This window comes from Neptuniibacter pectenicola (assembly GCF_001597735.1).
Classification (GTDB): Bacteria; Pseudomonadota; Gammaproteobacteria; order Pseudomonadales; family Balneatricaceae; genus Neptuniibacter; species Neptuniibacter pectenicola.
Window position 1 is genome coordinate 92,405 of the sequence record NZ_LUTS01000009.1, and the last position, 24,561, is coordinate 116,965.

Annotated in this window: 22 protein-coding genes; all 22 read left to right on the forward strand. The window is 45.9% G+C overall.

The window, feature by feature from the left end:
* The first annotated feature begins 1 nt into the window (after window position 1).
* The 22 genes from uppS to rpoS all read left to right on the forward strand — a co-directional run bounded on the left by uppS (window position 2) and on the right by rpoS (window position 24,525).
* Window positions 2-763 carry an undecaprenyl pyrophosphate synthase gene (gene uppS, locus A3773_RS12650; RefSeq protein ID WP_067986573.1) on the forward strand — a complete coding sequence of 254 codons (762 nt, stop codon included), beginning with the start codon at window positions 2-4 and terminating at the stop codon, window positions 761-763.
* Window positions 756-1,568, forward strand: a complete 813-nt coding sequence (locus A3773_RS12655; RefSeq protein WP_067986575.1) for a phosphatidate cytidylyltransferase — start codon at window positions 756-758, stop codon at window positions 1,566-1,568. The genes uppS and A3773_RS12655 overlap by 8 nt, the downstream gene beginning before the upstream one ends.
* 1 nt (window position 1,569) lies before the next feature.
* The gene (rseP, locus tag A3773_RS12660) at window positions 1,570-2,931 is read left to right on the forward strand and encodes an RIP metalloprotease RseP (protein WP_067986577.1); all 1,362 of its coding nucleotides are present in this window, start codon (window positions 1,570-1,572) and stop codon (window positions 2,929-2,931) included.
* A 48-nt stretch (window positions 2,932-2,979) separates the two neighbouring features.
* Window positions 2,980-5,301, forward strand: coding sequence for an outer membrane protein assembly factor BamA (gene bamA, locus A3773_RS12665; RefSeq protein ID WP_067986579.1), 2,322 nt, complete (start codon window positions 2,980-2,982; stop codon window positions 5,299-5,301).
* Window positions 5,302-5,311: 10 nt separating this feature from the next.
* On the forward strand, window positions 5,312-5,809 hold the full coding sequence (locus A3773_RS12670; RefSeq protein WP_067986581.1) for an OmpH/Skp family outer membrane protein: 498 nt from the start codon (window positions 5,312-5,314) through the stop codon (window positions 5,807-5,809).
* 14 nt (window positions 5,810-5,823) lie between these two features.
* Window positions 5,824-6,861, forward strand: a complete 1,038-nt coding sequence (gene lpxD, locus A3773_RS12675) for a UDP-3-O-(3-hydroxymyristoyl)glucosamine N-acyltransferase (protein WP_067986583.1) — start codon at window positions 5,824-5,826, stop codon at window positions 6,859-6,861.
* A gap of 3 nt (window positions 6,862-6,864) precedes the next feature.
* On the forward strand, window positions 6,865-7,302 hold the full coding sequence (fabZ, locus tag A3773_RS12680) for a 3-hydroxyacyl-ACP dehydratase FabZ (protein WP_075109563.1): 438 nt from the start codon (window positions 6,865-6,867) through the stop codon (window positions 7,300-7,302).
* A gap of 3 nt (window positions 7,303-7,305) precedes the next feature.
* Window positions 7,306-8,076 (forward strand): acyl-ACP--UDP-N-acetylglucosamine O-acyltransferase, encoded by a 771-nt coding sequence (lpxA, locus tag A3773_RS12685; RefSeq protein WP_067986585.1) that lies wholly within the window; start codon window positions 7,306-7,308, stop codon window positions 8,074-8,076.
* A gap of 8 nt (window positions 8,077-8,084) precedes the next feature.
* Window positions 8,085-9,242, forward strand: a complete 1,158-nt coding sequence (lpxB, locus tag A3773_RS12690) for a lipid-A-disaccharide synthase (protein WP_067986587.1) — start codon at window positions 8,085-8,087, stop codon at window positions 9,240-9,242.
* Window positions 9,242-9,841 (forward strand): ribonuclease HII, encoded by a 600-nt coding sequence (rnhB, locus tag A3773_RS12695; RefSeq protein ID WP_067986589.1) that lies wholly within the window; start codon window positions 9,242-9,244, stop codon window positions 9,839-9,841. The genes lpxB and rnhB overlap by 1 nt, the downstream gene beginning before the upstream one ends.
* A gap of 23 nt (window positions 9,842-9,864) precedes the next feature.
* Window positions 9,865-13,371, forward strand: coding sequence for a DNA polymerase III subunit alpha (gene dnaE, locus A3773_RS12700; RefSeq protein WP_067986591.1), 3,507 nt, complete (start codon window positions 9,865-9,867; stop codon window positions 13,369-13,371).
* 66 nt (window positions 13,372-13,437) lie between these two features.
* Entirely contained in the window at window positions 13,438-14,400 is a 963-nt protein-coding gene (accA, locus tag A3773_RS12705) for an acetyl-CoA carboxylase carboxyl transferase subunit alpha (protein ID WP_067986712.1), read from the forward strand.
* On the forward strand, window positions 14,390-15,718 hold the full coding sequence (tilS, locus tag A3773_RS12710) for a tRNA lysidine(34) synthetase TilS (RefSeq protein WP_197462781.1): 1,329 nt from the start codon (window positions 14,390-14,392) through the stop codon (window positions 15,716-15,718). The genes accA and tilS overlap by 11 nt, the downstream gene beginning before the upstream one ends.
* An 87-nt stretch (window positions 15,719-15,805) precedes the next feature.
* On the forward strand, window positions 15,806-17,431 hold the full coding sequence (pyrG, locus tag A3773_RS12715) for a CTP synthase (RefSeq protein WP_067986595.1): 1,626 nt from the start codon (window positions 15,806-15,808) through the stop codon (window positions 17,429-17,431).
* 63 nt (window positions 17,432-17,494) lie between these two features.
* Window positions 17,495-18,790, forward strand: coding sequence for a phosphopyruvate hydratase (gene eno / locus A3773_RS12720; RefSeq protein WP_067986597.1), 1,296 nt, complete (start codon window positions 17,495-17,497; stop codon window positions 18,788-18,790).
* 72 nt (window positions 18,791-18,862) lie between these two features.
* A complete protein-coding gene (ftsB, locus tag A3773_RS12725) occupies window positions 18,863-19,153 on the forward strand; it encodes a cell division protein FtsB (protein ID WP_067986714.1) in 291 nt (96 codons plus the stop codon).
* 3 nt (window positions 19,154-19,156) lie between these two features.
* Window positions 19,157-20,191: a tRNA pseudouridine(13) synthase TruD gene (gene truD, locus A3773_RS12730; protein WP_067986599.1), complete on the forward strand. Its 1,035-nt coding sequence runs from the start codon at window positions 19,157-19,159 to the stop codon at window positions 20,189-20,191.
* A gap of 10 nt (window positions 20,192-20,201) precedes the next feature.
* On the forward strand, window positions 20,202-20,951 hold the full coding sequence (surE, locus tag A3773_RS12735; protein WP_067986601.1) for a 5'/3'-nucleotidase SurE: 750 nt from the start codon (window positions 20,202-20,204) through the stop codon (window positions 20,949-20,951).
* 26 nt (window positions 20,952-20,977) lie between these two features.
* Complete coding sequence (locus tag A3773_RS12740) at window positions 20,978-21,616, forward strand: protein-L-isoaspartate(D-aspartate) O-methyltransferase (protein ID WP_197462784.1); 639 nt, start codon at window positions 20,978-20,980, stop codon at window positions 21,614-21,616.
* Between the two features lie 9 nt (window positions 21,617-21,625).
* Window positions 21,626-22,567, forward strand: coding sequence for a polyprenyl-phosphate transporter (locus tag A3773_RS12745; protein WP_067986604.1), 942 nt, complete (start codon window positions 21,626-21,628; stop codon window positions 22,565-22,567).
* Window positions 22,568-22,571: 4 nt separating this feature from the next.
* On the forward strand, window positions 22,572-23,462 hold the full coding sequence (locus tag A3773_RS12750; protein ID WP_231902208.1) for a peptidoglycan DD-metalloendopeptidase family protein: 891 nt from the start codon (window positions 22,572-22,574) through the stop codon (window positions 23,460-23,462).
* Window positions 23,463-23,517: 55 nt separating this feature from the next.
* A complete protein-coding gene (rpoS, locus tag A3773_RS12755; protein ID WP_156473531.1) occupies window positions 23,518-24,525 on the forward strand; it encodes an RNA polymerase sigma factor RpoS in 1,008 nt (335 codons plus the stop codon).
* Window positions 24,526-24,561 lie beyond the last annotated feature (36 nt).

The window sequence follows — 24,561 nt, forward strand, 5'->3', positions numbered from 1 at the left end:
CATGAAATCTACTAATAGCTCATCTAGTTTGGCTGCCAAAACGCCGCGACATATTGCCATTATAATGGATGGTAATAATCGCTGGGCGAAAGAACGGCGCTTGCCTGGTCTTGCAGGGCATAAAGCGGGTGTTGATTGTGTGCGCTCTACTATTGAAGGCTGTATAGAGTCTGGCGTAGAGGTGTTAACCCTTTTTGCCTTCAGTTCTGAGAACTGGAAGCGTCCCCCGCTCGAAGTCAAAGGCTTGATGGAATTGTTCAAAATAGCCTTGGACCGAGAAGCTAAACGGCTTGTGAATAACAATATTCGGTTACGGGTCATTGGTGATAAGTCCGCTTTTAGTACCTCTTTACAGAAAAAAATAGAAAAAGTTGAAACGCTTACTGCGCACTGTACTGGCCTTCAGCTAAACATTGCTGCTAACTATGGTGGTCGCTGGGATATTGTTAATGCGGCTAAACGTATGGCTGAACAATGTGTGCAAAATAACTTGTCACCGGATGACATTACGGAAGATCTTTTCTCTTCGGCGGTTACGCTGAATGGCTTGCCCGATCCAGATCTTTGTATTCGTACGGGTGGCGAAAAACGCATTAGTAACTTTTTAATTTGGCAATTTGCATATACGGAACTCTATTTTTCGGATGCGTACTGGCCTGATTTTGATAAGTCTCATTTGCTCGCAGCGATTAATGATTTTGGCTGCCGGCAACGCCGTTTTGGCCGTACAAGTGAACAGGTTGAGGCTGAAATGAATGCTTAAACAGCGAATAATGACGGCGATGGTGCTGGCTCCTTTGGCATTGTTTGGTGTTTTTGGTCTTCCCTTGTCCCCTTTTGTTTTTTTAATGGATGCCATCATGCTGTTGGCCGCTTGGGAGTGGGCTAATCTTGCCGGTTATCAGGGGATAAAAGCGCGATTGGTGTATGTGGTGCTTATGGCGTTGGCTGTGGCGCTTTGTCATTATTTCTATCTACATATCTCGGTATTTTCTGTTTTAGTTTTTGCGGTCGCTTGTTGGCTGCTGGCATTTTTTTGGGTCTGTAGATTTCCGCGTGTTTCGGGCTGGAGCTCTCGGTTTAGTCGAGGCGTTATTGGCTTTGTTGTTTTGTTGCCCTGCTGGTTTGCGCTGATTAGTATGAAAGGGGCTGAGCAGGGTGATGCACTGATTCTTCTGTTGTTATTGCTCGTTTGGGGTGCTGATGTTGGTGCTTATTTTGCGGGTAAGCGTTTTGGTCGAACGAAGCTTGCGCCTAAAGTGAGTCCCGGAAAGACACGTGAAGGGCTGTACGGCGGCTTGGTTGCCTGTTTTGTTGTAGCTGCGGCTTATGGCTTAGTGGTTGGTCTTGATGCTGCTCGTATTCTGCCACTGATTATTTTGGCCTTGTTGACGGGGTTGATCTCTGTTTTAGGGGACCTATTTGAAAGTATGTTAAAACGTCATCGAGGTATTAAAGACAGTAGTCAATTATTGCCGGGGCATGGTGGCGTGCTTGATCGTATTGATAGTATTACCGCCGCATCACCTTTGTTTGTGTTGGGTATGCAGTGTTGGGTGTTAGTTTAATATGGAATTACTTCATACGCTGCTGATTACTATCCTGACCTTAGGTATTTTGGTGACAATTCATGAGTGGGGCCATTTTTATGTAGCTCGACGGTGTGGCATCAAGGTTCTGCGGTTTTCAATTGGTTTCGGTAAGGCGTTATATACTTGGCGCGATAAGCAAGGTACTGAATTTGCTATTGCGGCTATCCCGCTTGGCGGCTATGTCAAAATGCTTGATGAAGGTGAGGGTGACGTTGCGCCTGAGCAGCTGCATCAAGCCTTTAACCGTAAACCTGTATTACATCGCATGGCGGTTGTTGCGGCGGGGCCCGTCGTTAACCTTGTGTTTGCGGTGGTTGCGTATTGGTTTATGTACCAGTCCGGTGTGTCTACGGTTGTGCCGGTTATTGGTTCCGTTATTGAAGGTTCGCTTGCTGAGCGCGCCAACCTTTCGCTCAATAGTGAAATTTTGTCCGTGGATGGTGATGAAACACTGTCTTGGGATGAGGTTAATTTAAAGCTGGCATCGCGGGTGGGTGAGAGCGGCGCGTTGGCGCTCACGCTACGCCCAATGGATAAACCGGATGGTATAGCAAAATCCTACCTAATCGATTTGCAAAAATGGCATATTGATCTTGAGAATGAATCACCCTTAACCGCGTTGGGGTTAGTGCCCTGGCGACCTGAAGTGCCTGCTGTAATTGGTCGCTTAGTTGATGAAGGGCAGGCTAAAGCCGCTGGTTTACAGGTGGGTGACAAGGTTTTACGTGTCAATGATGACGATGTTGATGATTGGTATGGGCTTGTCGACTTAGTCAAGATGAGTTCTGGTGTTACGCTTTCGGTTCAGATTCAGCGCGGTGATGAGTTGCGGACGTTGATGTTATCACCTGAGCGTAAAGTGGCTGAGAACGGTGAGGTCTATGGTTATATAGGCGCTGCCGCACAGCCTGTTAGTTGGCCTGAAAGCTATAAGCGTGAGATACATTATGGCTTTGTTGATGCTGTTATTAAGGCATTTAACAAAACTTTACAGATGATTTCTTTGACCCTTGATTCTATCTGGAAGATGATTGAGGGCGTAATATCAGTAAAAAACTTGAGTGGGCCTATAACCATTGCTAAAGTGGCGAGTGCTTCGGCTTCTTCGGGCTTAGAATCTTACATCAGTTTTTTAGCTTACCTGAGTATTAGCTTAGGTATATTGAATTTATTGCCGATCCCAGTTTTGGATGGCGGGCACCTTCTTTACTATACAATTGAGTTGTTAAGAGGGAAGCCTGTGAGTGAACGCATCCAGCTATTGGGGTTTAAGGCGGGTATGGCAATGCTGTTAATGCTTATGTTAGTGGCACTGTTTAACGACTTTATGCGGTTGTGATGACTCATCACAATTGATTTTATTTTTATAATGGATAAGAAGTACTTCATGAAACGCGCCATTGGACTTCTGGTTACGCTTTTTCTTTGGGCTACATTAGCTCAAGCAAACACATCATCTTCTTTTGTGATTGAAGATATTCGGTTGGAGGGCTTGCAGCGAGTATCGCCAGGCATCGTATTCCGGAACTTCCCTATTTCTGCAGGGGATCAAGTTGATGCTGTCGTCTTGGCTAAAGCGTCAAGAAAGTTGTTTGATTCGGGTTACTTCGATGATATCGAATTACTACGCGATGATGCGGTTCTCGTGTTAAAGCTTCAAGAGAGACCATCGGTGAGTTTGATCCGATTGGACGGTAACAAAGTACTTGAATCGGATGCGTTGCTGGATGGTCTTAAGCAAACCGGTTTGCAAGAAGGGGATGTTTTTAAACGCTCGACCCTTGAACAGATTAAGCAAGATATCGTACGCGTCTATTCTTCGCAGGGGCGTTATGGTGCAAACGTAGAGACCGATGTTGAAACCTTACCCGGTAATCGTGTTGCGCTAAATATACACATTAAAGAAGGCCAGGTTGCCACCATTCAGCATATAAATATTGTGGGTAACAGTGTTTATACTGATGAAGAGTTAACCGACCTGTTTTCGTTGAAACTTCCTAACTTCTGGTCGTTCTTTAAAAAAGATGACCGTTATGCGCGTCAAAAACTGTCTGCTGATATAGAACGCCTGCGCTCCTACTACCTAGATAGTGGTTATGTGAACTTCTCAGTCGATTCGACTCAGGTTTCTATTACACCGGATAAAAAGCATGTCTATATTACGGTGAATGTAACGGAAGGTGAAAAGTATACCGTCCGTGATGTTGATATCGCTGGTGAGATGGTCGTACCTGAAGAAGAACTGAAAAAAGTGATTCGTGTAGAGAAAGGACAAACCTTCTCCCGTCGCTTAATTACAGAGTCGCAGGACGCACTGAGTAACACGATAGGTAACGCCGGTTATATGTTCGCTAACGTATCTCCTGCGCCTGAATTGCATGATGATAATACGGTGACGGTTAAATTCTTCCTCGATCCGGGTAAACGTACTTATGTACGCAGAATCGCTATCCGCGGGAATACGCGTACCGCTGATGATGTTATCCGTCAGCACTTAAAACAGATGGAAGCGGCGGTTGCATCGAACGAGTTAATTGAACAATCTAAGCTGCGCTTGGAAAAAACAGGGTATTTTAAAACGGTTAGCGTTGAAACGATCCCTGTTCCTGGTAGTACCGATATGGTTGATGTCCAATATTCGGTTGAAGAGCAGCAGTCAGGTTCTTTCTCTGCAAGCTTAGGTTTCTCACAGACCTCAGGGATTATTTTGGGCTTCCAGCTGCAGCAAGATAACTTCTTAGGTACAGGTAAAAAGGTCGGTATTGGTATTTCGAACAGTGATACGTTAACGGAATATTCATATAGTTTTGTCGACCCTTATTATACGGTAGATGGGGTAAGCCGAGGCTTTAACTTCTATTATCGTGAGCGCGACTTTGATGAAGATAACACCAGTGCGTTCTCAACTGATGAGATTGGTGGCGGTGTTAACTTTGGTTATCCAATCGATGACTTTCAGCGTTTAAACTTTGGTTTAAATGTTGAACAGGTCACCATTAATACAAATGCTTCTGAAACGCCTGATGAGATTAATCAGTACCTGTTAGATGAAGGTAATGACTACTTTAATATGAGTTTTACGGGTTCCTGGAGTAGTAACCACCTTAACCGAGGTTATTTCCCGACTAAGGGCTACTCTCAGAGTGCATCCTTGGAAGTCAGTATTCCTGGTAGTGACTTGAGTTATTATAAAGCGCTGTATAACGCGAAATGGTATCGCCCGCTGACTGATGATCGAGACTGGGTGCTTTCGATGAAGGGGCGTTTAGGCTACGGCGGTGAGCTGGGTGATAATGAATATCCGTTTTATAAACATTTTTATGCAGGTGGTTTGAAAACGGTTCGAGGGTACGAGCAGAATACATTAGGGCCTCGTGATACTAACGATGATCCTTTTGGGGGCGATGTATTGATCACCGGTGGTGTTGAACTTATTTTCCCAATGCCGTTTGTTAAAGATAAATCCTCATGGCGTACGCTTCTTTTCTTTGATGCGGGTAACGTATTTGATACCAGTTGCTCATCTGTCTCTTTAGCGAGCAAATGTGAAGATGGTGTGAAGTTGGATGAACTGCGTTATTCTGCAGGTATTGGTTTAAGCTGGCTTACACCTATAGGCCCATTATCGGTTGCGTTAGCTACGCAGTTAAATGATAAAGCGGGTGATGATACGGAAGTATTCCAGTTTGCATTGGGTCAGACTTTCTAAGGGATAGAATATGAATTTTAAATCGTTGTTAGGCGTTATATTGGTTGCAAGCATTAGTTTTTCTGCAAATGCTGAGAAAATCGCGGTCTTAGGTGTGCAGCAGGCTTTACTTGCTTCATCGGCGGCGGCGGACTTCCGTGAAAAACTGAAAAGTGAGTTTTCTAAAGAGGACAGATCTCTGCTTGATTTAGAAAAACAGGTAAAAGCGGCCCGTGATAAAATAACAAAAAACAAAGATTTAGCCTCAGCTGAAGAGCTGAAAAAGATGAAAATACAGTTCCAGAAAGTGTTTACTGAATATCAGCGTAATGGGCAGGCGTTGCAGCAGAAGCGCATGGAACGTGAGCAGGCATTCATTCAAGAGATGCGACCTAAGCTAGATAAAGTGATTCGCGAACTGATTGAAAAAGAAGGCTACGATGTGGTTTTAGCAAAACAGGCAACGCTTTTTGCAAAGAAAGAGGTTGATATTACGCCGCGTGTTGTTGAGCTTTTAAATAAGCAATAGGCTTATATGGGTTCATGAATAGTCATTCTTATACGCTTAGTGATATTGCAACGTTTCTTTCGGCAGACTTTAAAGGCGATGCTGATTATAAATTGAGCTCAGTAGCTACGCTGCAATCGGCTTCGCCGGGGCAGCTCTCTTTTCTTGCTAATAGCCGCTATCAGAAATACCTGCGTACGACTCAAGCCGGTGCAGTTATTTTGTCTCAGGCTGATCTTGAAAACTACACCGGTAATGCTGTTATATGTGATGATCCTTATCTGGCTTACGCTAAGGTCAGTCATCTTTTTAGTCTGATTAAACACCCTTTACCTGAAGTGTCTCCCGCTGCCTTTGTGCACCCTACGGCTGTTATAGGCAACAGGGCGTCTGTTGCGGCGGGTGCTCATATTGCTCAAGGCTGTGTGATTGGTGATGGGGTAGTTATTGGGGCGAATACTGTGATCGGCGAAGGCTCTATTGTTGCGGATGACAGCGTGATCAATCCTAATGTCACAATTTATCACGATGTTCATATAGGCGCCCGCTGCCTTGTTCATAGTGGTGTTGTGCTTGGTGCAGATGGTTTTGGTTTTGCTCAAGAGGATGGTGAGTGGGTTAAGATTGCCCAGCTTGGCGGTGTCCGAATTGGTAACGATGTTGAGATTGGCGCGGGTACAACCATTGACCGTGGAGCCTTAGAACACACGGTTATTGAAGACGGTGTTATATTAGATAATCAGATTCAAATTGCACATAATGTTACAATTGGAAAAAATAGCGCGCTAGCTGCTTGTACTGCGGTGGCCGGAAGCACTAAAATTGGCGCCCAGTGTACAATTGCAGGGGCGTGTGGAATCACAGGTCATCTATCCATTGCTGATGGATCGCATATCACGGCAATGTCACTGATTACTAAATCCATATTGAAGCCGGGTGTTTATTCCTCAGGTACAGGGATGTTGCCGAATAAAATATGGAAGAAAAATGTAGTTCGTTTTCGACAGCTGGATAAAATGGCGCGTCGAATTAAGTCTATTGAAGACGAGATTGTTGAGATTAAGGGTTCGTAAGAAATGATGGATGTGAATGAAATACGGGAATATCTTCCGCACCGTTATCCTTTCCTTTTAGTGGATAGGGTGCTGGAGTTAGAAAAAGGGGCGTCCATTGTTGCGATTAAAAACGTTACAGTTAATGAGCCTTTCTTTAATGGACATTTTCCCGATTATCCCGTGATGCCAGGTGTTTTGATTGTTGAGGCGATGGCGCAAGCGGCAGGCCTGCTAGGCTTCAAAACGATGGATAAAACACCGCAAGATGGTTCTATCTACTATTTTGTTGGTGCAGATAAGCTGCGCTTTAAACGTCCCGTTGTGCCAGGAGATCAGCTGAAACTAGAAGCTACGATCGTGTCTGAACGTCGAGGTATTTGGAAATTTGATGTGCGTTCATCTGTTGACGGTGATACGGTAAGTACTGCAACTATTTTGTGTGCTGATAGAAAGGTTTAAGTCTTGATCGATTCTCGTGCTGTTATAGATCCCTCTGCAAAACTGGCTAGTGATGTTGTTGTAGGGCCATGGTCTCTTATTGGGCCTGATGTCGAAATCGGTGCGGGTACAGTTGTTGGGCCTCACGTTGTGATAAAAGGCCCAACGACAATTGGTAAGAACAATAGAATTTTTCAGTTTGCTTCGGTTGGTGAAGATTGCCAAGATAAGAAGTATGCTGGCGAGCCTACAAAGTTAGTCATTGGTGATAATAACGTCATCCGAGAGGGCGTTACTATTCATCGAGGAACCGTTCAAGATGCCGGAGTCACTCAGGTTGGGAGCGATAATCTTTTTATGGCGTATGCGCATGTAGCGCATGACTGTATCGTAGGCGACCATGTGATTATGGCGAATAATACCGCCATTGCAGGACATGTTCATGTGGGTGATTGGGCTGTGTTGGGTGGTTTTACTGCCGTTCACCAGTTTTGCCATATTGGAGCCCATGTCATGTGTGGTACTAGCACGGTAGTGCTTAAAGATATCCCCGACTATATTATGGCTAATGGTAATACGGCGGCGCCTCACGGCATCAATGTTGAAGGACTGAGACGTCGAGGTTTTTCTGCGGACGCCATTGCTAACTTACGCCGTGCTTATAAAATCATCTACCGGAAAAAGCTAACCATCGCTCAAGCGTTAGTTGAGCTACGGGAACTTGCAACAAGTTGCCCTGAGGTTCTCTCTTTAATTAAGTCGATTGAACTATCTAATCGCGGCATTATTCGCTAGGAGACGCTATGCCGAATCCTTTGCGAATAGGCATTGTTGCGGGTGAAACGTCCGGAGATATTTTAGGCGCAGGCCTGATTCGATCGCTCAGAGCTAAGTATCCCGATCTTGTTGTCGAGGGTATTGGTGGCGAACTTATGCACGCCGAAGGCTGTATATCTCATTACCCGATGGAACGACTATCGGTCATGGGGTTAATTGAGGTTTTAGGGCGTTTGTTTGAACTGCTTAACGCGCGAAAAAAACTGATCCAATACTTCCTAGATAACCCTCCTGATGTTTTTATCGGGGTTGATGCCCCAGATTTTACACTGTCGATGGAGGGGCGTTTAAAAGCGGCAGGTATTCCCACGGTCCATTATGTCAGTCCATCGGTTTGGGCCTGGAAGCGGAAGCGCATCTTCAAGATAAAACAAACAACCGACCTTCTATTAGCCTTATTTCCTTTTGAACCCGCGTGTTATAAAGAAACCGCACAGCGAATTGAGTTTGTTGGGCACCCCTTGGCGGATCAAATTGCACAGGATGAGTCTCTACGTGCGCCTCGCGCTCGATTTGGTCTTGATGACTCGCAATCGGTTGTGGCCCTTCTGCCAGGCAGTCGGGGGAGTGAAGTTAAATACTTAGCCGAGCCCTTTTTACAAACAGCTCGGTGGCTAGCGGAAAAGAAGCCAGACCTCGTTTTTCTATTACCTGCGGCAAATCAGCAACGATATAATGAGCTTGAGCTGCTTATTAATGAGCAATATGCAGATCTCAATCTTCAATTGGTGTTGCAACAATCTCGTCAAGCGATGGCGGCGGCGGATGCGATCTTAATCGCGTCAGGAACGGCAACGCTTGAGGCGACAATCTTGAAAAAACCGATGGTTGTTGCCTACAAAATGGCGTCATTAACCTATGCCATCTATTCACGCATGATTAAATCCCGTTTTGTTTCATTGCCTAACCTTCTGGCTGATGAGGCGCTGGTACCTGAGATCTTGCAGGCTGATGTGACATCGAATATTTTGGGTGAAGCGGTATTAAAAGCGTTGAGTGATCGTGTTTATATTGATTATGTACAGCAACGCTTTGAAGAGGTGTGTGCTCAACTACATCAAGACGCTGACGAAAAGGCCGCTTGTGCTATCGTGAAGCTGCTTGAGGATAAAGGTGTTTTGTGATGGAAAGCCTAGGTCTTGATTTTGGTGATGACAAACGGATAGCCGGTGTGGATGAGGTGGGTCGAGGCCCGCTCATCGGTAATGTGGTTGCGGCGGCGGTGATTCTTGACCCTTCTAAGCCCATCATTGGTTTGGCTGATTCTAAAAAGCTAAGTGAAAAGCGCCGGCAGGCATTAAGTGATGAGATCCTAGAGAAAGCCCTCTCTTGGTGTATTGCTTCCGCCTCTCCGGCTGAAATTGATGAGCTTAATATTCTACATGCAACTATGTTGGCGATGCAGCGCGCAGTTCAAGGTCTGCATATAGCGCCTGAATTTGCCTATATAGATGGTAACCGCTGTCCGGTCTTGGGCTGCCCAAGTGAAGCGATTGTTAAAGGTGATAGTAAGGTGGCTGAAATTAGTGCTGCCTCGATTATTGCCAAAGTAGCGCGTGATAAAGAGATGGAAGCACTGGATAAACTTCATCCAGAGTATGGTTTTGCTAAGCATAAAGGGTACCCTACCGTGCTACATATGGATGCGTTGGAAAAATACGGGCCTTTGCCTCAACATCGCCGCACATTCAAACCTGTTCGACAGTTATTAGACGATCATTAATTTAACCTATTAGATTGAGCACCATGTCAGAACTAGCGTTAAACGACCCTAAATTTATCCACCTACGTGTACATACTGAGTTTTCCTTAGTGGATGGGTTGGTGCGTGTTAAAGAACTCGTTGCAGCGGCAAAAGCCGATAATATGCCTGCGGTTGCGATGACGGATCAGACCAATCTATTTGCCCTGATTAAGTTTTTTAAGGCAACAACGGGCAGTGGTCTTAAGCCTATCTGTGGGGCAGATCTCTGGGTTGAAAATACGGATGAACCCGGTGGTGAACCTTATCGATTGACGTTTCTGGTTAGAAATTCAGAAGGCTACCTCAATCTTATGGAATTGATCTCCCAAGCCTATGCGGAAGGTCAAAATATTATCCATGATATGGCGCTGGTTAAAAAAGAGTGGATTGTTGAAAAATCAGCAGGGTTAATCGTGCTCTCGGGGGCTAAGCGGGGGGAGATTGGGCGCTCAATCCTTTCTGAAAATGGCCAAGCGGGAGAGATTCTGCAGTATTGGATGGGTGTTTTTCCCGACGAGTTTTACTTAGAAGTGCAGCGCACGGGGCGTAGTGGCGATGAGCAGGTTGTACATGGCTCTGTTGCACTGGCTAAGCAGTATAACTGCCCCATTGTAGCGACCAATGAGGTTATGTTTATTCGGCCTGAAGATTTTGAGGCCCATGAAGTGCGCGTTTGTATTAATCAGGGGCGTGCGTTCGAAGATCCGACCCGACCTAAAGATTACAGCGAGGAGCAGTATTTTCGTTCACAGGAGGAGATGGTTGAGCTGTTTAGCGATATCCCCTCGGCAGTGAGCAATACGGTTGCGATCGCGAAGCGCTGTAATATTGAAATAGAGATGGGGACTTACTACCTGCCGAAATATCCCATCCCTGAAGGGATGTTGATGGATGATTATTTTCGTAAGGTCTCCTATGACGGTTTAGAGGAGCGTTTAGCCATTCTTCTTGATCGTGATGATCCTGAGTACGACGCTAAACGCCAGTTATATGTTGATCGGCTTGAGTTTGAGCTTGAGATCATCATTCAGATGGGTTTCCCCGGTTACTTCCTCATCGTAATGGACTTTATTAAATGGGGTAAGGAAAACGGTGTGCCTGTAGGGCCGGGTCGTGGTTCAGGTGCGGGTTCGTTGGTTGCTTATGTGCAAAAAATAACCGACTTGGATCCGCTTGAATATGATCTTCTGTTTGAGCGATTCTTGAACCCCGAACGTGTCTCGATGCCGGATTTCGATATCGACTTCTGTATGGATAATCGCGACCGAGTGATTGACTACGTGGCACGCACTTATGGCCGTGATGCTGTATCTCAAATCGTGACATTCGGAACAATGGCCGCAAAAGCGGTTGTTCGCGATGTGGCGCGTGTTCAAGGTAAGCCTTTCGGTTTGGCGGATCGTTTATCTAAGCTTATCCCGTTTGAGGTTGGGATAACGCTGAAGAAAGCGATGGAACAAGAGCCAATGTTAAGTGACTTTGTGAACTCGAGTGCAGAAGCGCAAGAGATCATGGAGATGGCTTATAAGCTGGAAGGGATTACCCGTAACGTAGGTAAGCATGCGGGGGGGGTTGTTATCGCCCCAACCAAATTAACCGACTTTGCCGCCACTTATTGTGATGAAGAGGGTAAAGGGCTTGTTACTCAGTTTGATAAGGGTGACGTTGAAGAAGCGGGTTTGGTTAAGTTTGACTTTTTGGGGTTACGAACCCTGACGATTATCGATTGGGCGTTGCAAACGATTAATCGTATTCGTGAAAAAGAGAATGAAGAGCCGCTCGATATCGCGTTGATTGATTTAGAGGACCGGAAAACATTCGATCTGCTTCAGTCTGCCGAAACAACCGCCGTATTCCAGCTAGAATCAAGTGGTATGAAGGACCTTGTACGCCGCTTGTTGCCCTCTCGTTTTGAAGATATTGTCGCACTTGTTGCGCTCTTTCGTCCGGGGCCTTTGCAGTCAGGCATGGTTGATGACTTTATTAACCGTAAGCATGGTCGGGCAGAGATGGCATGGCCGCACCCTGATTATCAGTTAGATAGTTTACAGCCGGTCTTAGAGCCAACCTACGGCATAATTCTGTATCAAGAACAGGTTATGCAGATTGCTCAGGTGATGGCCGGTTATACCCTTGGTGGGGCGGATATGCTCCGTCGAGCCATGGGTAAGAAAAAACCAGAAGAGATGGCCAAGCAGCGGGCGTCGTTTTTGGAGGGCTCGGCTCAGAATGGTATAGATAAAGATCTGGCGGGTAATATATTCGATCTGGTTGAGAAATTTGCCGGTTACGGTTTTAACAAATCACACTCCGCGGCTTATGCGTTAGTCTCGTATCAAACCGCGTGGCTTAAAACCCACTACCCCGCTCCCTTTATGGCGGCAGTACTCTCCTCTGATATGCAGAACACCGATAAAGTGGTGATCTTCGTTGAAGAGTGTCGTCAGATGAAGATCCCACCGACCTTACCGGATGTTAATAGTGGGGACTATATGTTCACTGTTAACGATGAGGGTGAAATAGTCTATGGCTTAGGTGCGATTAAAGGGGTGGGTGAGGGGCCTATTGAAGCCATTGTTGAAGCGCGATCGTCAGGCGAAGCGTTTAAGGACCTGTTTGATTTCTGCCAGCGAGTTGGGGCGAAGAAGCTGAACAAACGTGTACTTGAAGCCTTAGTTAAATCGGGTGCATTGGATAAATTAGGTGCCGAACGTGCGGTGTTGTGGAAGGCGATTCCCGATGCGCTACAGGCGGCCGACCAGACAGCTAAAAACCAAGATGCAGGGATGTTTGACCTGTTCGGTGAGGCGGAAGCGGAGTCGGATCGTGATCCTTATGAGGATTATAAAGGGGTTAGGCCTTGGACCGATAAAGAGCGGTTAACGGGCGAGAAAGATACGTTAGGCCTTTATCTGACTGGTCATCCCATTGATGAATATGCGGCTGAGCTGAAACATTTTGTCAGTAAGCGCATTGTTGAACTTCAGCCCGCGCGTGGGCAAACACAGAAAATTGCCGGTTTAGTGGTAGAAGTTAGACTGAAAAAGACCAAAAAGGGCGATAATCTCTGCTTTGTAACGTTGGATGACCGCAGTGCCCGTATTGATGTAACCCTTTTTGGGGATACATACGATGAAGTAAGAGATGCGGTGCAAAAAGATGTTGTGTTGATTGTCGAGGGGGAGGTTGCGGAAGACCACTTCTCGGGTGGTCTGAAGGTGCGAGTCAATAAAGTCATGACCATTCCACAGGCGCGTTCGCTATATGCATCGGGCGTACAGGTAGTTGCAACGGCTAGTCATTTCTCGGGTCGGAAGCTAAAAGAGTTCGAAACCTTATTGAATGGGTACAAAATTGGCGGCCAACTGCCGGTTAAAGTGCTGTATAAAAGAGAAGACGCTGAAGCTGTGCTTACGCTAGGGGATAGTTGGCGAGTACAGGCGAGTGATGAGCTACTTATCGCGTTAATGGAGCGTTTTGGTCACGAATCAGTCTCTTTGAGCTACTAGGTCTGGTTCTTAAAGCTGCAAAAAGGTACACTTTGCACAATTTTCACTTAAGCATAGATGAGTCATATGAATCCTAACTACCTGGATTTTGAGCAGCCGATTGCGGAGCTGCAGGCAAAAATTGAAGAACTTCGTTTAGTTGGAGATGATACTGCCGAGTTAAACATCTCCGAAGAGATCTCTCGCCTTGAGGGTAAGAGTCGCGCATTGACGGAATCCATCTTTTCAGACCTTTCCGCATGGCAGGTGTCTCAGCTAGCTCGTCATCCACAGCGCCCGTATACATTGGATTACATTGAATATATTTTCGATGAATTTGATGAGATACATGGCGATCGTCACTTTGCGGATGACCAAGCTATAGTTGGCGGCACTGCGCGCCTTGATGGAAAGCCCGTCATGGTCATCGGTCACCAAAAAGGGCGTGGCGTTCGTGAACGTCAAAAACGTAACTTTGGTATGCCGCGTCCAGAGGGTTACCGTAAAGCGTTACGTATGATGGAGATGGCTGAACGTTTTAAGATGCCGATTCTTACATTCATTGATACCCCAGGTGCTTATCCGGGTATTGATGCGGAGGAGCGTGGCCAGTCAGAAGCGATCGCCTTTAACTTGGCAAAAATGTCCCAGTTTAAAACGCCAATTATCTCTACCGTTATCGGTGAAGGTGGATCAGGCGGTGCTTTAGCGATCGGTGTATGTGATGAGCTTATGATGATGAGCTATTCTACGTACTCTGTTATTTCGCCTGAAGGTTGTGCGTCTATTCTTTGGAAGAGCGCTGACCGTGCGGCGGATGCGGCCAAAGCGATGGGTATCACGTCTGAGCGTTTGCATGAGCTAGGTTTGGTCGATCAGGTTATCAATGAGCCTCTTGGCGGTGCGCATCGTGACCCCGCGTTGACGGCGGCTAATTTAAAACGTCACCTATTGGGTGTTTTAGATAACTTAAATGAGCTATCCACTGAAGACTTGCTTGAGCGACGTTATAAGCGTCTGATGGCTTATGGTTTTGGTGGTGAAGAGTAACCCTGAAGCGGTTGCTGTCCTCAAAAAATGTGAGCGCTATTTTTTACAGGCGCTCACATCTATTTCACCTCCCCACGTTGATGTTAAACGTTTTCTTATCGCACATAGCGGCGGCTTAGATTCACAAGTCTTATTAGCGCTCGCGTCTCAGTTACTACCGGCCTCTAAATTATACGTTGTGCATATTAATCACCATTTACAGGGTGAGGCGAGTCAGTGGGCTGAATTTTCTTATCGACAAGCGGCGTCGCGCTCTATTCGTCACACAGTGATGGATGTTTTTCCTGATGATGGGTCTGAAAATGCAGCGCGAGATGCGCGATACAGTGCCTTTGAGCAGATAATACAGCCAGGAGATTGGTTGTTGATGGGGCATCATGCGGACGATCAGGCTGAGACGATCTTATTTAGGATGTTGCGTGGAGCCGGCTTGTTAGGTTTATCCGGTATGGCGGTAACACGGCCTTTGGGTATCGGTCGTTTAGTGCGTCCCCTGTTGATGTTGAGTCGAGCGGAGCTTGAGCAGGCCGCCGATTTTTTGGAACTGGATTATATAAATGACCCGAGTAATCAGGATATCGTCTATGATCGTAACTTTTTGCGCCATAAGGTATTACCGTCGTTAAAACAGCGCTGGCCGCAGGTTTTAGAACGGTGGCAGAAAAATGCTGAACTCATGGCGGAGTCCCACGATCTGCTTGAAACCTATTTAGATACCGACCTTATGCTCTGTGTCGACTCACTTGGTTGTTTTAACTTGCAAGCATGGGAAGGTTTTGAGCCGCCAAAGCGTCGCGCCCTGCTACGTCATTGGATCTACCGCCGAACGGGTCACCGCATTAATCAGAATCAGTTACAGGTGATTACAGTAGATGTGCTACAGGCGAAAGCGGATGCCAATCCTGTTTATCAGCTGGGCGAGTATGCGTTACGACGATTTTCCGGACGTCTCTACCTGGACCTTGATGGTTTAGCGCCTCTTGGGGGGTTACGTGATGAGGTGCCTGCTGGCAGTGAAGGGGTCTATGACTTGGGCGATGCAACGGTACATATCTCCGCGGCCAGTGTAGGGCTTAAAACCTTATCGGGTGTTGTGATAAAACGCCGAAAAGGGGGGGAACGCTGCCGTCCTCAAGGGAAAAAACACAGTGTATCGGTTAAAAAATTGTTGCAAGAAGCCGCTATCCCGCCTTGGTATAGAGCCAATTGGCCACTCCTTTATGTGGGTGATGAACTGGTTGCAGTACCGAGTATCTGCATTTGTGAGGGCTGGTACTCAGAAAAGTCCGGCTTTTCTGTTTTATGGTGCTCCTTTTGATTGTCGGATCGCTGCTAATTTGCTATCTTATAGCGCCATCTCCAACTTAAAATTTCCTCGTTTAATACACGATCAGACAGGTTCTGCATGACGCGATATATCTTCGTCACAGGCGGTGTTGTGTCCTCATTGGGCAAAGGCATCGCATCCGCATCTCTCGCTGCCATTTTGGAAGCTCGAGGGCTGAAAGTTACTATGTTGAAACTCGATCCATATATCAATGTGGATCCAGGGACAATGAGCCCCATTCAGCATGGTGAGGTTTTTGTTACAGAGGATGGTGCAGAAACTGACCTCGACCTTGGCCATTACGAACGCTTTATTCGTACAACCATGAGTAAACGTAATAACTTCACCGCTGGCCGTATCTATCAGCATGTACTTCGTAAAGAACGTCGTGGTGATTACCTTGGCGGTACCGTACAGGTTATTCCTCATATTACCGATGAAATTAAGCGTCGTGTGATCGAAGGGGCCGGTGATGCTGATGTTGCTTTGGTCGAAATTGGCGGCACCGTTGGTGATATTGAATCACTACCCTTTATGGAAGCCGTGCGCCAGCTTAAAGCCGAACTTGGCTCATCACGCGCTATGTTTATGCACTTAACCTTAGTGCCTTACATTGCAACTGCGGGTGAGATCAAAACTAAGCCATCTCAACATTCGGTTAAAGAACTCCGTTCAATTGGTATTCAGCCCGATATCTTGGTTTGTCGTTCTGATTTTACAATACCCGATTCATCTCGTCGTAAGCTGTCGTTGTTTACGAACGTGGAAGAGCGTGCGGTTATCTCATTACCGGATGCGGATACGATCTACAATATCCCTCGTATGCTGTCAGAACAGCATTTAGATGACATTGTGATCGAACGCTTTAATTTAGAGTGTGGCGAAGCCAATCTTGATGAGTGGGATCGTGTTGCTGATGCGCACTTGAATCCAGAAGGTGAAGTTAAGATTGCCATGGTTGGTAAATACATGGAGCTTCTGGATGCGTATAAATCGTTGATTGAGGCGCTTTCCCATGCGGGTATCGCGTTAAAGAAAAAAGTTAAAATTGAGTGTATCGATTCTGAGCGCGTAGAGCGTGAGGGTGTTGGTATTCTGAGTGATGTTAATGCCATTCTTGTACCGGGTGGTTTTGGTGAACGTGGCGTTGAAGGCAAAATTAGCGCTGTGCGTTATGCCCGTGAGAATAAAATACCTTACCTCGGTATCTGCTTAGGTATGCAGGTTGCTGTGATTGAGTTTGCGCGTAATGTAGCGGGACTTGAAAATGCGACGTCGACCGAATTTGATGCTAAGGCTGAATTCCCTGTTGTTGGCCTCATCACTGAGTGGATGACATCAGAAGGTGATGTAGAAACCCGCGGTGAGACCGATGACCTTGGTGGCACAATGCGTTTAGGTGCTCAGGTTTGTCATTTAGCCGAAGGCTCTACAGCAGCTAAAGCCTATGGCAAAACGGAAATTACTGAACGCCATAGACACCGTTATGAAGTGAACAATAATTACGTTTCCAAATTACAGGAAGCAGGATTGCGTATCTCTGGACGTTCTGTTGATGGTGAGTTGGTCGAAGTGGTTGAAGTTGTTGATCACCCATGGTTTGTCGCTTGTCAGTTCCATCCCGAATTTACCTCGACCCCACGGGATGGTCACGGCTTATTTACTGGTTTTATTCAGGCTGCAGTTGATCAGCAAGCCAAATAGAAAAATTTATGGAATGGGGGCGTAAGCGTCCCCTGAACGGAAAAATTCTGGAGTTTTTTACCCATGACACAGATTGCTAATATTAAAGCCCGCGAAGTTTTGGATTCTCGTGGTAACCCAACGGTTGAAGCGGACGTAATTCTTACGTCAGGCGTAGTCGGTTCAGCATGTGCGCCATCCGGTGCATCCACAGGTTCCCGTGAAGCTCTTGAACTTCGTGATGGTGATAAAGCGCGTTACTTGGGTAAAGGCGTATTAAAAGCGGTTGCAGCGGTGAATGGCGTTATTCGTGAAGCATTGATCGGAATGGATGTTACCGATCAGCGTGCACTGGATAACAAAATGCTTGAGCTTGATGGTACCGAGAACAAAGAAAACCTTGGTGCAAACGCTATCTTGGCGGTTTCTTTAGCGGCGGCTAAAGCAGCGGCTGTCGAGAAGGGTATTCCTCTTTATGCGCACATTGCCGATGTGAACGGTACGCCGGGGCAGTACTCTTTACCTGTGCCGATGATGAACATTCTAAACGGTGGTGAGCACGCGGATAATAACGTAGATATCCAAGAATTCATGGTTCAGCCGGTTAACTTTGATAAGTTCTCAGATGGCTTGCGCTGTGGTGCTGAAATTTTCCATGCGCTGAAAGCGGTTCTTAAAGCGAAAGGGTTAAGCACAGCAGTGGGTGATGAGGGTGGCTTTGCGCCAAACCTTGCATCGAATGAAGAAGCTTTAGTGGTTATAAAAGAAGCCGTTTCTAATGCAGGCTATGAGCTAGGTAAAGATGTAACCTTGGCTTTAGATTGTGCAGCCTCTGAATTTTATAAAGAAGGTAAGTATGACCTTGCCGGTGAAGGCAAAGTTTTTGATGCCGAAGGTTTTAGCGATTACTTAGCCGCATTAACTGAGAACTACCCAATTGTCTCCGTTGAAGATGGTTTAGATGAATCCGATTGGGATGGTTGGGCTTACCTAACTAAAAAAATCGGTGATAAAGTTCAATTGGTTGGCGATGACCTTTTCGTGACGAATACGAAAATTTTAAGCCGTGGTATTGAGCAGAGTATTGGTAACTCAATTCTGATCAAATTTAACCAGATCGGTTCACTATCAGAAACACTGGACGCTATTAAAATGGCGAAAGATGCAGGTTTTACTGCTGTAATCTCCCACCGTTCAGGTGAAACTGAAGATACCACTATCGCTGACTTGGCGGTAGGTACTGCTGCGGGACAGATTAAAACAGGCTCATTGTGCCGCTCTGACCGTGTTGCTAAGTACAACCGTCTTCTTCGCATTGAGGAAGAGCTAGGTGCTGCGGCGATCTATAATGGTTTAAAAGAAATTAAAGGGCAGGGCTAACATAGTTGTTTGCTTAATAGTCTGATATAAAAAGGGGGCTCTTCGCCCTCTTTTTTTGCTTAAAGAATGTCTATGTATCGTTGGTTTATAGCTTTACTTATTTTCCTCTTATTAGGGCTGCAATACCGATTGTGGTTCGGAGAGGTCAACGTGCGTGATATTTGGGATTTGAATGCAAAAATCGAGTTACAAAAGAGCATTAATCAAGAATTGAGTCAGAGAAACAGTGAGCTAGAAGCCGAAGTTGTTGATCTGAAAAAAGGGCAAGCCGCTTTGGAAGAACGTGCTCGCAGTGAGCTGGGCATGGTGCGCGATGGTGAAACATTTTTTCAGTTAGTCGAGCCTGCAGACGAGAATAGATAACACGTGATAAGCCTACCTACAGATTTTAAATATATATACGGTATTCCTGAGAGCGAAGCGCTGATTCGCTCAACCCCTGAAGACTTTCAAGTGATAGAGCAGCTAGGCTTTGAACCTGAAGGTCAGGGTGAGCATGTTTTTTTGTATATTCGTAAGCGTGGTGAAAATACTGATTGGGTTGCGCGTCAGTTGGCCAACTTTGCTCAAGTTAGCCCACGTGATGTGAGTTATGCCGGTAAAAAAGATAGGCATGCGGTTACTGAACAATGGTTCTGTATTAAGTTTCCGATTAAACGAAACCTAAACTGGAAACTGTTTGGCGGTGATAGTATCGAGGTACTGGACGCTATACGTCATCCACGTAAACTTCGTTTAGGTACACTTAAAGGGAATCGTTTTAAACTCTGTTTGCGCCAAGTGACTGATATGGGTGCGTTAAAACGTCGCGTAGCCTTGGTAGAGCAAGGGGGGGTACCTAATTACTTTGGTGAACAGCGCTTTGGTTTTGATTTTGGTAATTTGTATAAAGGGATTGCCCTGCTAAAAGGGGTGATTCAGGAACGACAGCGCAATAAAAAAGGTATCTATATTTCGGCGGTGCGCTCATGGTTGTTTAACCAGCTTTTATCTCTGCGTATAGAGAATGGATTGTGGAATGAGGTGCTGGATGGTGATGCTTTGATGATCTCCGGTAGCCAGAGTTGCTTTGTTGAAGAAAAATCGAACGATGAGCTGCAAGAGCGCCTTAATCATGGTGCCATTACGCTGACAGGGCCTTTGTGGGGGCGTGGTGAGATGTTGCCTCAAGGTGAGGCAGAAGCGTGGGAGCGCTCTAATCTGTTGCCGTGGAAAGAGGTTTCTGATCTTTTAGAGACCTTAAGCTTAAATCAGGAGCGAAGAGCTTTGAAGCTGCAGCCTGAAAGCCTTAAGCTAGAGCAAGTGAGCGAGACTGAGTGTTGGATTGAATTTGGTTTAACATCCGGCGCGTTTGCAACAAGTGTACTAAGAGAGTTGTGTTTAACATCTGTGTCAGAGTAACGACAGATATATGAAAATCTTAATTACAAATGATGATGGTGTCTATGCACCAGGGTTATCCGCTTTAGTTCGTGCGTTATCTGAGCTGGGCGATGTGCTTGTGGTGGCACCGGATAGAAACCGTAGTGCTGCAAGTAACTCCTTAACTTTGGATAGGCCATTAGAAATTTTCCAACATGAAAATGGCTTTTATAGCATTAATGGCACGCCTACGGACTGTGTACATATTGGTGGTTCTGGTGTGTTAGGTATGGAGCCCGATATTGTTGTATCCGGTATCAATGCGGGTCCTAACTTGGGTGATGATGTTATTTACTCAGGCACCGTTGCTGCGGCGATGGAGGGGCGGCACTTTCGCTATCCAGCCATAGCCATCTCTTCAGGTAGCTTTCATCCAAACTCCTATGAAGGGGCTGCTCAGGTGGCGCGGGATATTGTTGCTAATATTCAGCAGCTTAATGTGGCGCCTCGTACGATTTTGAATGTGAATGTACCCGATTGTTTAGTTGAAGAGTTTAGCGGTATTCATGTGACGCGTTTAGGTCATCGTTTATGCGCAGATAAGCCTATAGCGACCCATGACCCTCGCGGCAAAGTGCGTTATTGGGTTGCCGGTGCTGGCCTTGCTGCGGATAGGGAGCCCGGAACAGACTTTTATGCATTAGATGAGCGCTGTGTATCTATTACACCGTTACATGTGGATATGACGGAATACGCAGGTATGGATAATGTAGGTGATTGGTTGGAGCGTAGTTTTTGAACGATCAGCAGTTACGTGGCATAGGTATGACGTCACAAAGAACCCGTGATCGTTTGATTAACCGGTTGCGGGAGCAGGGTATTGCTAACGAGCGCGTGCTCGAAGTGATGCGCCAGACGCCTAGACATATTTTTATTGATGAGGCTTTATCTCATCGGGCTTATGAAGATACTGCGTTGCCTATTGGTTTTAATCAAACCATATCGCAACCGTTTATCGTTGCTCGTATGACGGAAACCCTTTTGGCGGATGGTCCTTTAGGTAAAGTGCTTGAAGTGGGTACAGGGTCGGGTTATCAAACCTCAATTTTGGCGCCGCTGGTGTCGGAGCTGTTTAGTGTTGAACGTATTCGCCCGTTGCAGGAAAAAGCACGGGAGCGACTAAAGCTGTTAGGGCTTAAAAATGTTCACCTAAAACATACGGATGGTGGTATGGGTTGGGCCGTTAAAGCGCCTTTTGATGGCATATTGGCCGCCTGTGCGCCGGAAGAGGTTCCAGAAGAGTTGAAACAGCAGTTGGCAATTGGCGGGAGGCTAATCATACCTGTCGGTGGGAGCGATAATCAGGAACTGAACCTTGTTATTCGGCTGTCGGAGGATGAATTCTCAACTGAAGTGCTTGAGTGTGTAAAGTTTGTTCCATTATTAAGCGGTACGGTACGTTAGGGAGTTTAAATGCAAGAGGGGCGTTCACTGCGTGATTATATTGCGCTGTCGGGTAAAGGTATGATGATGGGCGCAGCGGATGCTGTTCCTGGGGTGTCGGGCGGCACGATTGCTTTTATGACGGGTATTTATGAAGAGCTGATCTATTCGTTAAAACAGTGTGGGCCTTCGGCGCTGATCATGTTGTTTAAAGAGGGGCCTGTTGCTGCGTGGAAACATGTAAATGGCACGTTTCTCTTAACATTGATTTCGGGCATATTGTTCAGCCTGTTAACGATTTCCCATGTGGTGCTGTACTGGTTAGCAGAATACCCTGAACTGCTATGGTCCTTTTTCTTTGGGCTTATTTTGGCGTCGGTGTGGTCGGTTTGTCGGCACGTAGAACATTGGGATCGTAATACCTACACCTCTTTTATTATTGGTGTGATTACGGCCTACTTTATTACATCAATGTCGCCTACCAGTGTAGAGGCGACGCCTCTCTTTATCTTTTTGTCAGGTATGGTCGCGATCTGTGCCATGATTCTTCCAGGCATATCGGGAAGTTTTATTTTGCTGTTATTGGGGATGTATACCCCCATTTTAATGGCGATTAAGAATATCGAACTATTTACTTTAGGCTTGTTTGCTACCGGCTGTGTGGTTGGCTTGTTGAGCTTTTCACGTGTGCTTAGTTGGATGTTTAGTTCGTTTAGGACCGCCACATTGGCGTTACTAGGCGGTTTTATGTTGGGCTCACTGAATAAAGTGTGGCCTTGGAAATATACAACTGCGTATACCATTAATCGGCATGGGCAGGAAGTTCCCTTAGTGCAAGAAAATATATCACCCTTTACATTTGAGTCGTTAACCGGTGAGCCTGCTTTGTTGGTTTACGCGTTTGGCTTGATGTTGTTGGGTGCACTAATGGTTGTTGCGATTGAGAAAATGGGGCGGAAATCAGGGGTATAGAGTTGTGCTGCTAAAGTGGTTATTAGCGCTGACTATCGCGGGGATGCTTGTGGCATGTGGTGGACCCACCTATGCCCCCGTGAGTGAACGCACTGTGCCTGCTGCTAGCCAACATAATCCAGGGCAATATACTGTGCGGAAGGGGGATACGCTTTATTCTATTGCGTTTCGCTACGGCATGGATTATCGACAGCTTGCGGCGTTAAATGGCGTCGATAGCCGATATAATATTTTTCCGGGTCAGCGCTTAAAATTAAAGTCGACTACGCGCACAACGAGCAATGAATCTATTGTTCGTGAGTCATCCACCATCGCGCCTAAGCCGATTATTACCTCTACACGTAAAACAGCCTCATCGACACATAAAACAACCCCCTCTAAAAGTACGTCGTCTAAAACCTCGACCACAGCTAAGCCTGTGTCTAAACCTAGAACCACCGCTCAAACCGCATCCAAACCTACAGCGGTGACCCCCGCAAAAAACAACAATAAACCCGCCGTTATTAAAACAAATGCAACAGGTAAGATTTATTGGAAATGGCCTGTAACAGGGAGGATTTTAAGTACCTTTAAAACAAAAGGTGTGGTTAATAAAGGGGTTGATATTGCCGGTTCTAGAGGCGTTGCGATTAAAGCGGCGGCGTCTGGGAAGGTGGTTTATGCGGGTAATGGCTTATTGGGTTATGGGAATCTGGTAATTATTGATCACAATCAGCAATTTTTAAGTGCATATGCACATAATAGTCGTGTTTTAGTAAAAGAAAATGATATGGTTAAAACAGGCGATAAAATTGCTGAAATGGGTAGCAGTGGCGCGGATAGAGTCATGTTGCATTTTGAAATACGGCGTGATGGAAAGCCTGTAGATCCATTGAGATACCTACCCAAGCGATAGCTAATAATAATAAAAGCAATATTTGTGTTAGAAGACGACGGTTAAGGGACGGGTTATGGAAAATATCGATAACGACTGCAAAGCGGAGTTGCAGGATGTTGCTGTAGATAATAAGCAACTTCAGCGAGAAACACCGGGTAAAAAAACTGAAGCATCGACAAAAAAGGAGTTGTTAAATAGCGGGCGAGGACGTGGGAGCGTTGCGCATAAGGATTTATTGAATGCTAAAAATTTAGATGCTACACAGCTTTATCTGAACGAGATCGGATTTTCACCTTTATTAAGTGCAGAGGAGGAGGTGTATTTCTCTCGCTTATCGCTTAAGGGCGATGAAGCGGCGCGTAAGCGCATGATTGAAAGTAATTTGAGGTTAGTTGTTAAAATTTCTCGGCGTTATATCAATCGGGGTCTGACATTATTAGATCTTATTGAAGAGGGAAATTTAGGTCTGATTCGTGCTGTTGAAAAATTTGACCCTGAACGAGGGTTTCGCTTTTCTACATACGCGACATGGTGGATTCGTCAAACCATTGAGCGAGCGATTATGAACCAGACTCGAACCATTCGTTTGCCTATTCATGTTGTTAAAGAGCTCAATGTGTATCTTCGGGCCGCGAGAGAGTTGGCGCAAAAGCTTGATCATGAGCCCTCTGCTGAAGAGATTGCAGAGTTGGTAGATAAGCCTGTCGAAAATGTTGAACGTATGCTTGGTCTTAATGAGCGAGTAACGTCTATCGATACGCCTATGGGTAAAGATTCAGATAAGTCTTTGCTGGATACCATTCCTGATACGGTTTCAACCGATCCTGCGACCTTACTGCAGAACTCAAATATCAGTGGCAATCTTGATAATTGGTTGAGTGCGTTACCGGAAAAACACGCTGAAGTGTTATCGCGGCGGTTTGGTCTTCGTGGTTATGAGATGAGTACTTTAGAAGAGGTTGGGCGTGAAATTGGCTTAACGCGTGAGCGTGTTCGCCAAATTCAAGTTGAGGCGCTGCGCAAACTGCGTGATATTGTAGAAAAAAATGGTTTAAGTGGAGAAGATCTACTTCAGCAGTAGTTGTAGATCTGTTTAGATAAATAAAAAACCGCCGTC

Excerpts from the sequence above, each read along its gene's own strand:
- rnhB (WP_067986589.1), top strand. The coding sequence starts at position 9,242 with ATGGAAAGCCTAGGTCTTGATTTTGGTGATGACAAACGGATAGCCGGT.
- A3773_RS12655 (WP_067986575.1), top strand. The coding sequence starts at position 756 with ATGCTTAAACAGCGAATAATGACGGCGATGGTGCTGGCTCCTTTGGCA.
- pyrG (WP_067986595.1), top strand. The coding sequence starts at position 15,806 with ATGACGCGATATATCTTCGTCACAGGCGGTGTTGTGTCCTCATTGGGC.
- lpxD (WP_067986583.1), top strand. The coding sequence starts at position 5,824 with ATGAATAGTCATTCTTATACGCTTAGTGATATTGCAACGTTTCTTTCG.
- ftsB (WP_067986714.1), top strand. The coding sequence starts at position 18,863 with ATGTATCGTTGGTTTATAGCTTTACTTATTTTCCTCTTATTAGGGCTG.
- lpxB (WP_067986587.1), top strand. The coding sequence starts at position 8,085 with ATGCCGAATCCTTTGCGAATAGGCATTGTTGCGGGTGAAACGTCCGGA.
- rpoS (WP_156473531.1), top strand. The coding sequence starts at position 23,518 with ATGGAAAATATCGATAACGACTGCAAAGCGGAGTTGCAGGATGTTGCT.
- dnaE (WP_067986591.1), top strand. The coding sequence starts at position 9,865 with ATGTCAGAACTAGCGTTAAACGACCCTAAATTTATCCACCTACGTGTA.
- bamA (WP_067986579.1), top strand. The coding sequence starts at position 2,980 with ATGAAACGCGCCATTGGACTTCTGGTTACGCTTTTTCTTTGGGCTACA.
- eno (WP_067986597.1), top strand. The coding sequence starts at position 17,495 with ATGACACAGATTGCTAATATTAAAGCCCGCGAAGTTTTGGATTCTCGT.
- A3773_RS12670 (WP_067986581.1), top strand. The coding sequence starts at position 5,312 with ATGAATTTTAAATCGTTGTTAGGCGTTATATTGGTTGCAAGCATTAGT.
- surE (WP_067986601.1), top strand. The coding sequence starts at position 20,202 with ATGAAAATCTTAATTACAAATGATGATGGTGTCTATGCACCAGGGTTA.
- uppS (WP_067986573.1), top strand. The coding sequence starts at position 2 with ATGAAATCTACTAATAGCTCATCTAGTTTGGCTGCCAAAACGCCGCGA.
- A3773_RS12740 (WP_197462784.1), top strand. The coding sequence starts at position 20,978 with ATGACGTCACAAAGAACCCGTGATCGTTTGATTAACCGGTTGCGGGAG.
- rseP (WP_067986577.1), top strand. The coding sequence starts at position 1,570 with ATGGAATTACTTCATACGCTGCTGATTACTATCCTGACCTTAGGTATT.
- fabZ (WP_075109563.1), top strand. The coding sequence starts at position 6,865 with ATGATGGATGTGAATGAAATACGGGAATATCTTCCGCACCGTTATCCT.
- accA (WP_067986712.1), top strand. The coding sequence starts at position 13,438 with ATGAATCCTAACTACCTGGATTTTGAGCAGCCGATTGCGGAGCTGCAG.
- A3773_RS12745 (WP_067986604.1), top strand. The coding sequence starts at position 21,626 with ATGCAAGAGGGGCGTTCACTGCGTGATTATATTGCGCTGTCGGGTAAA.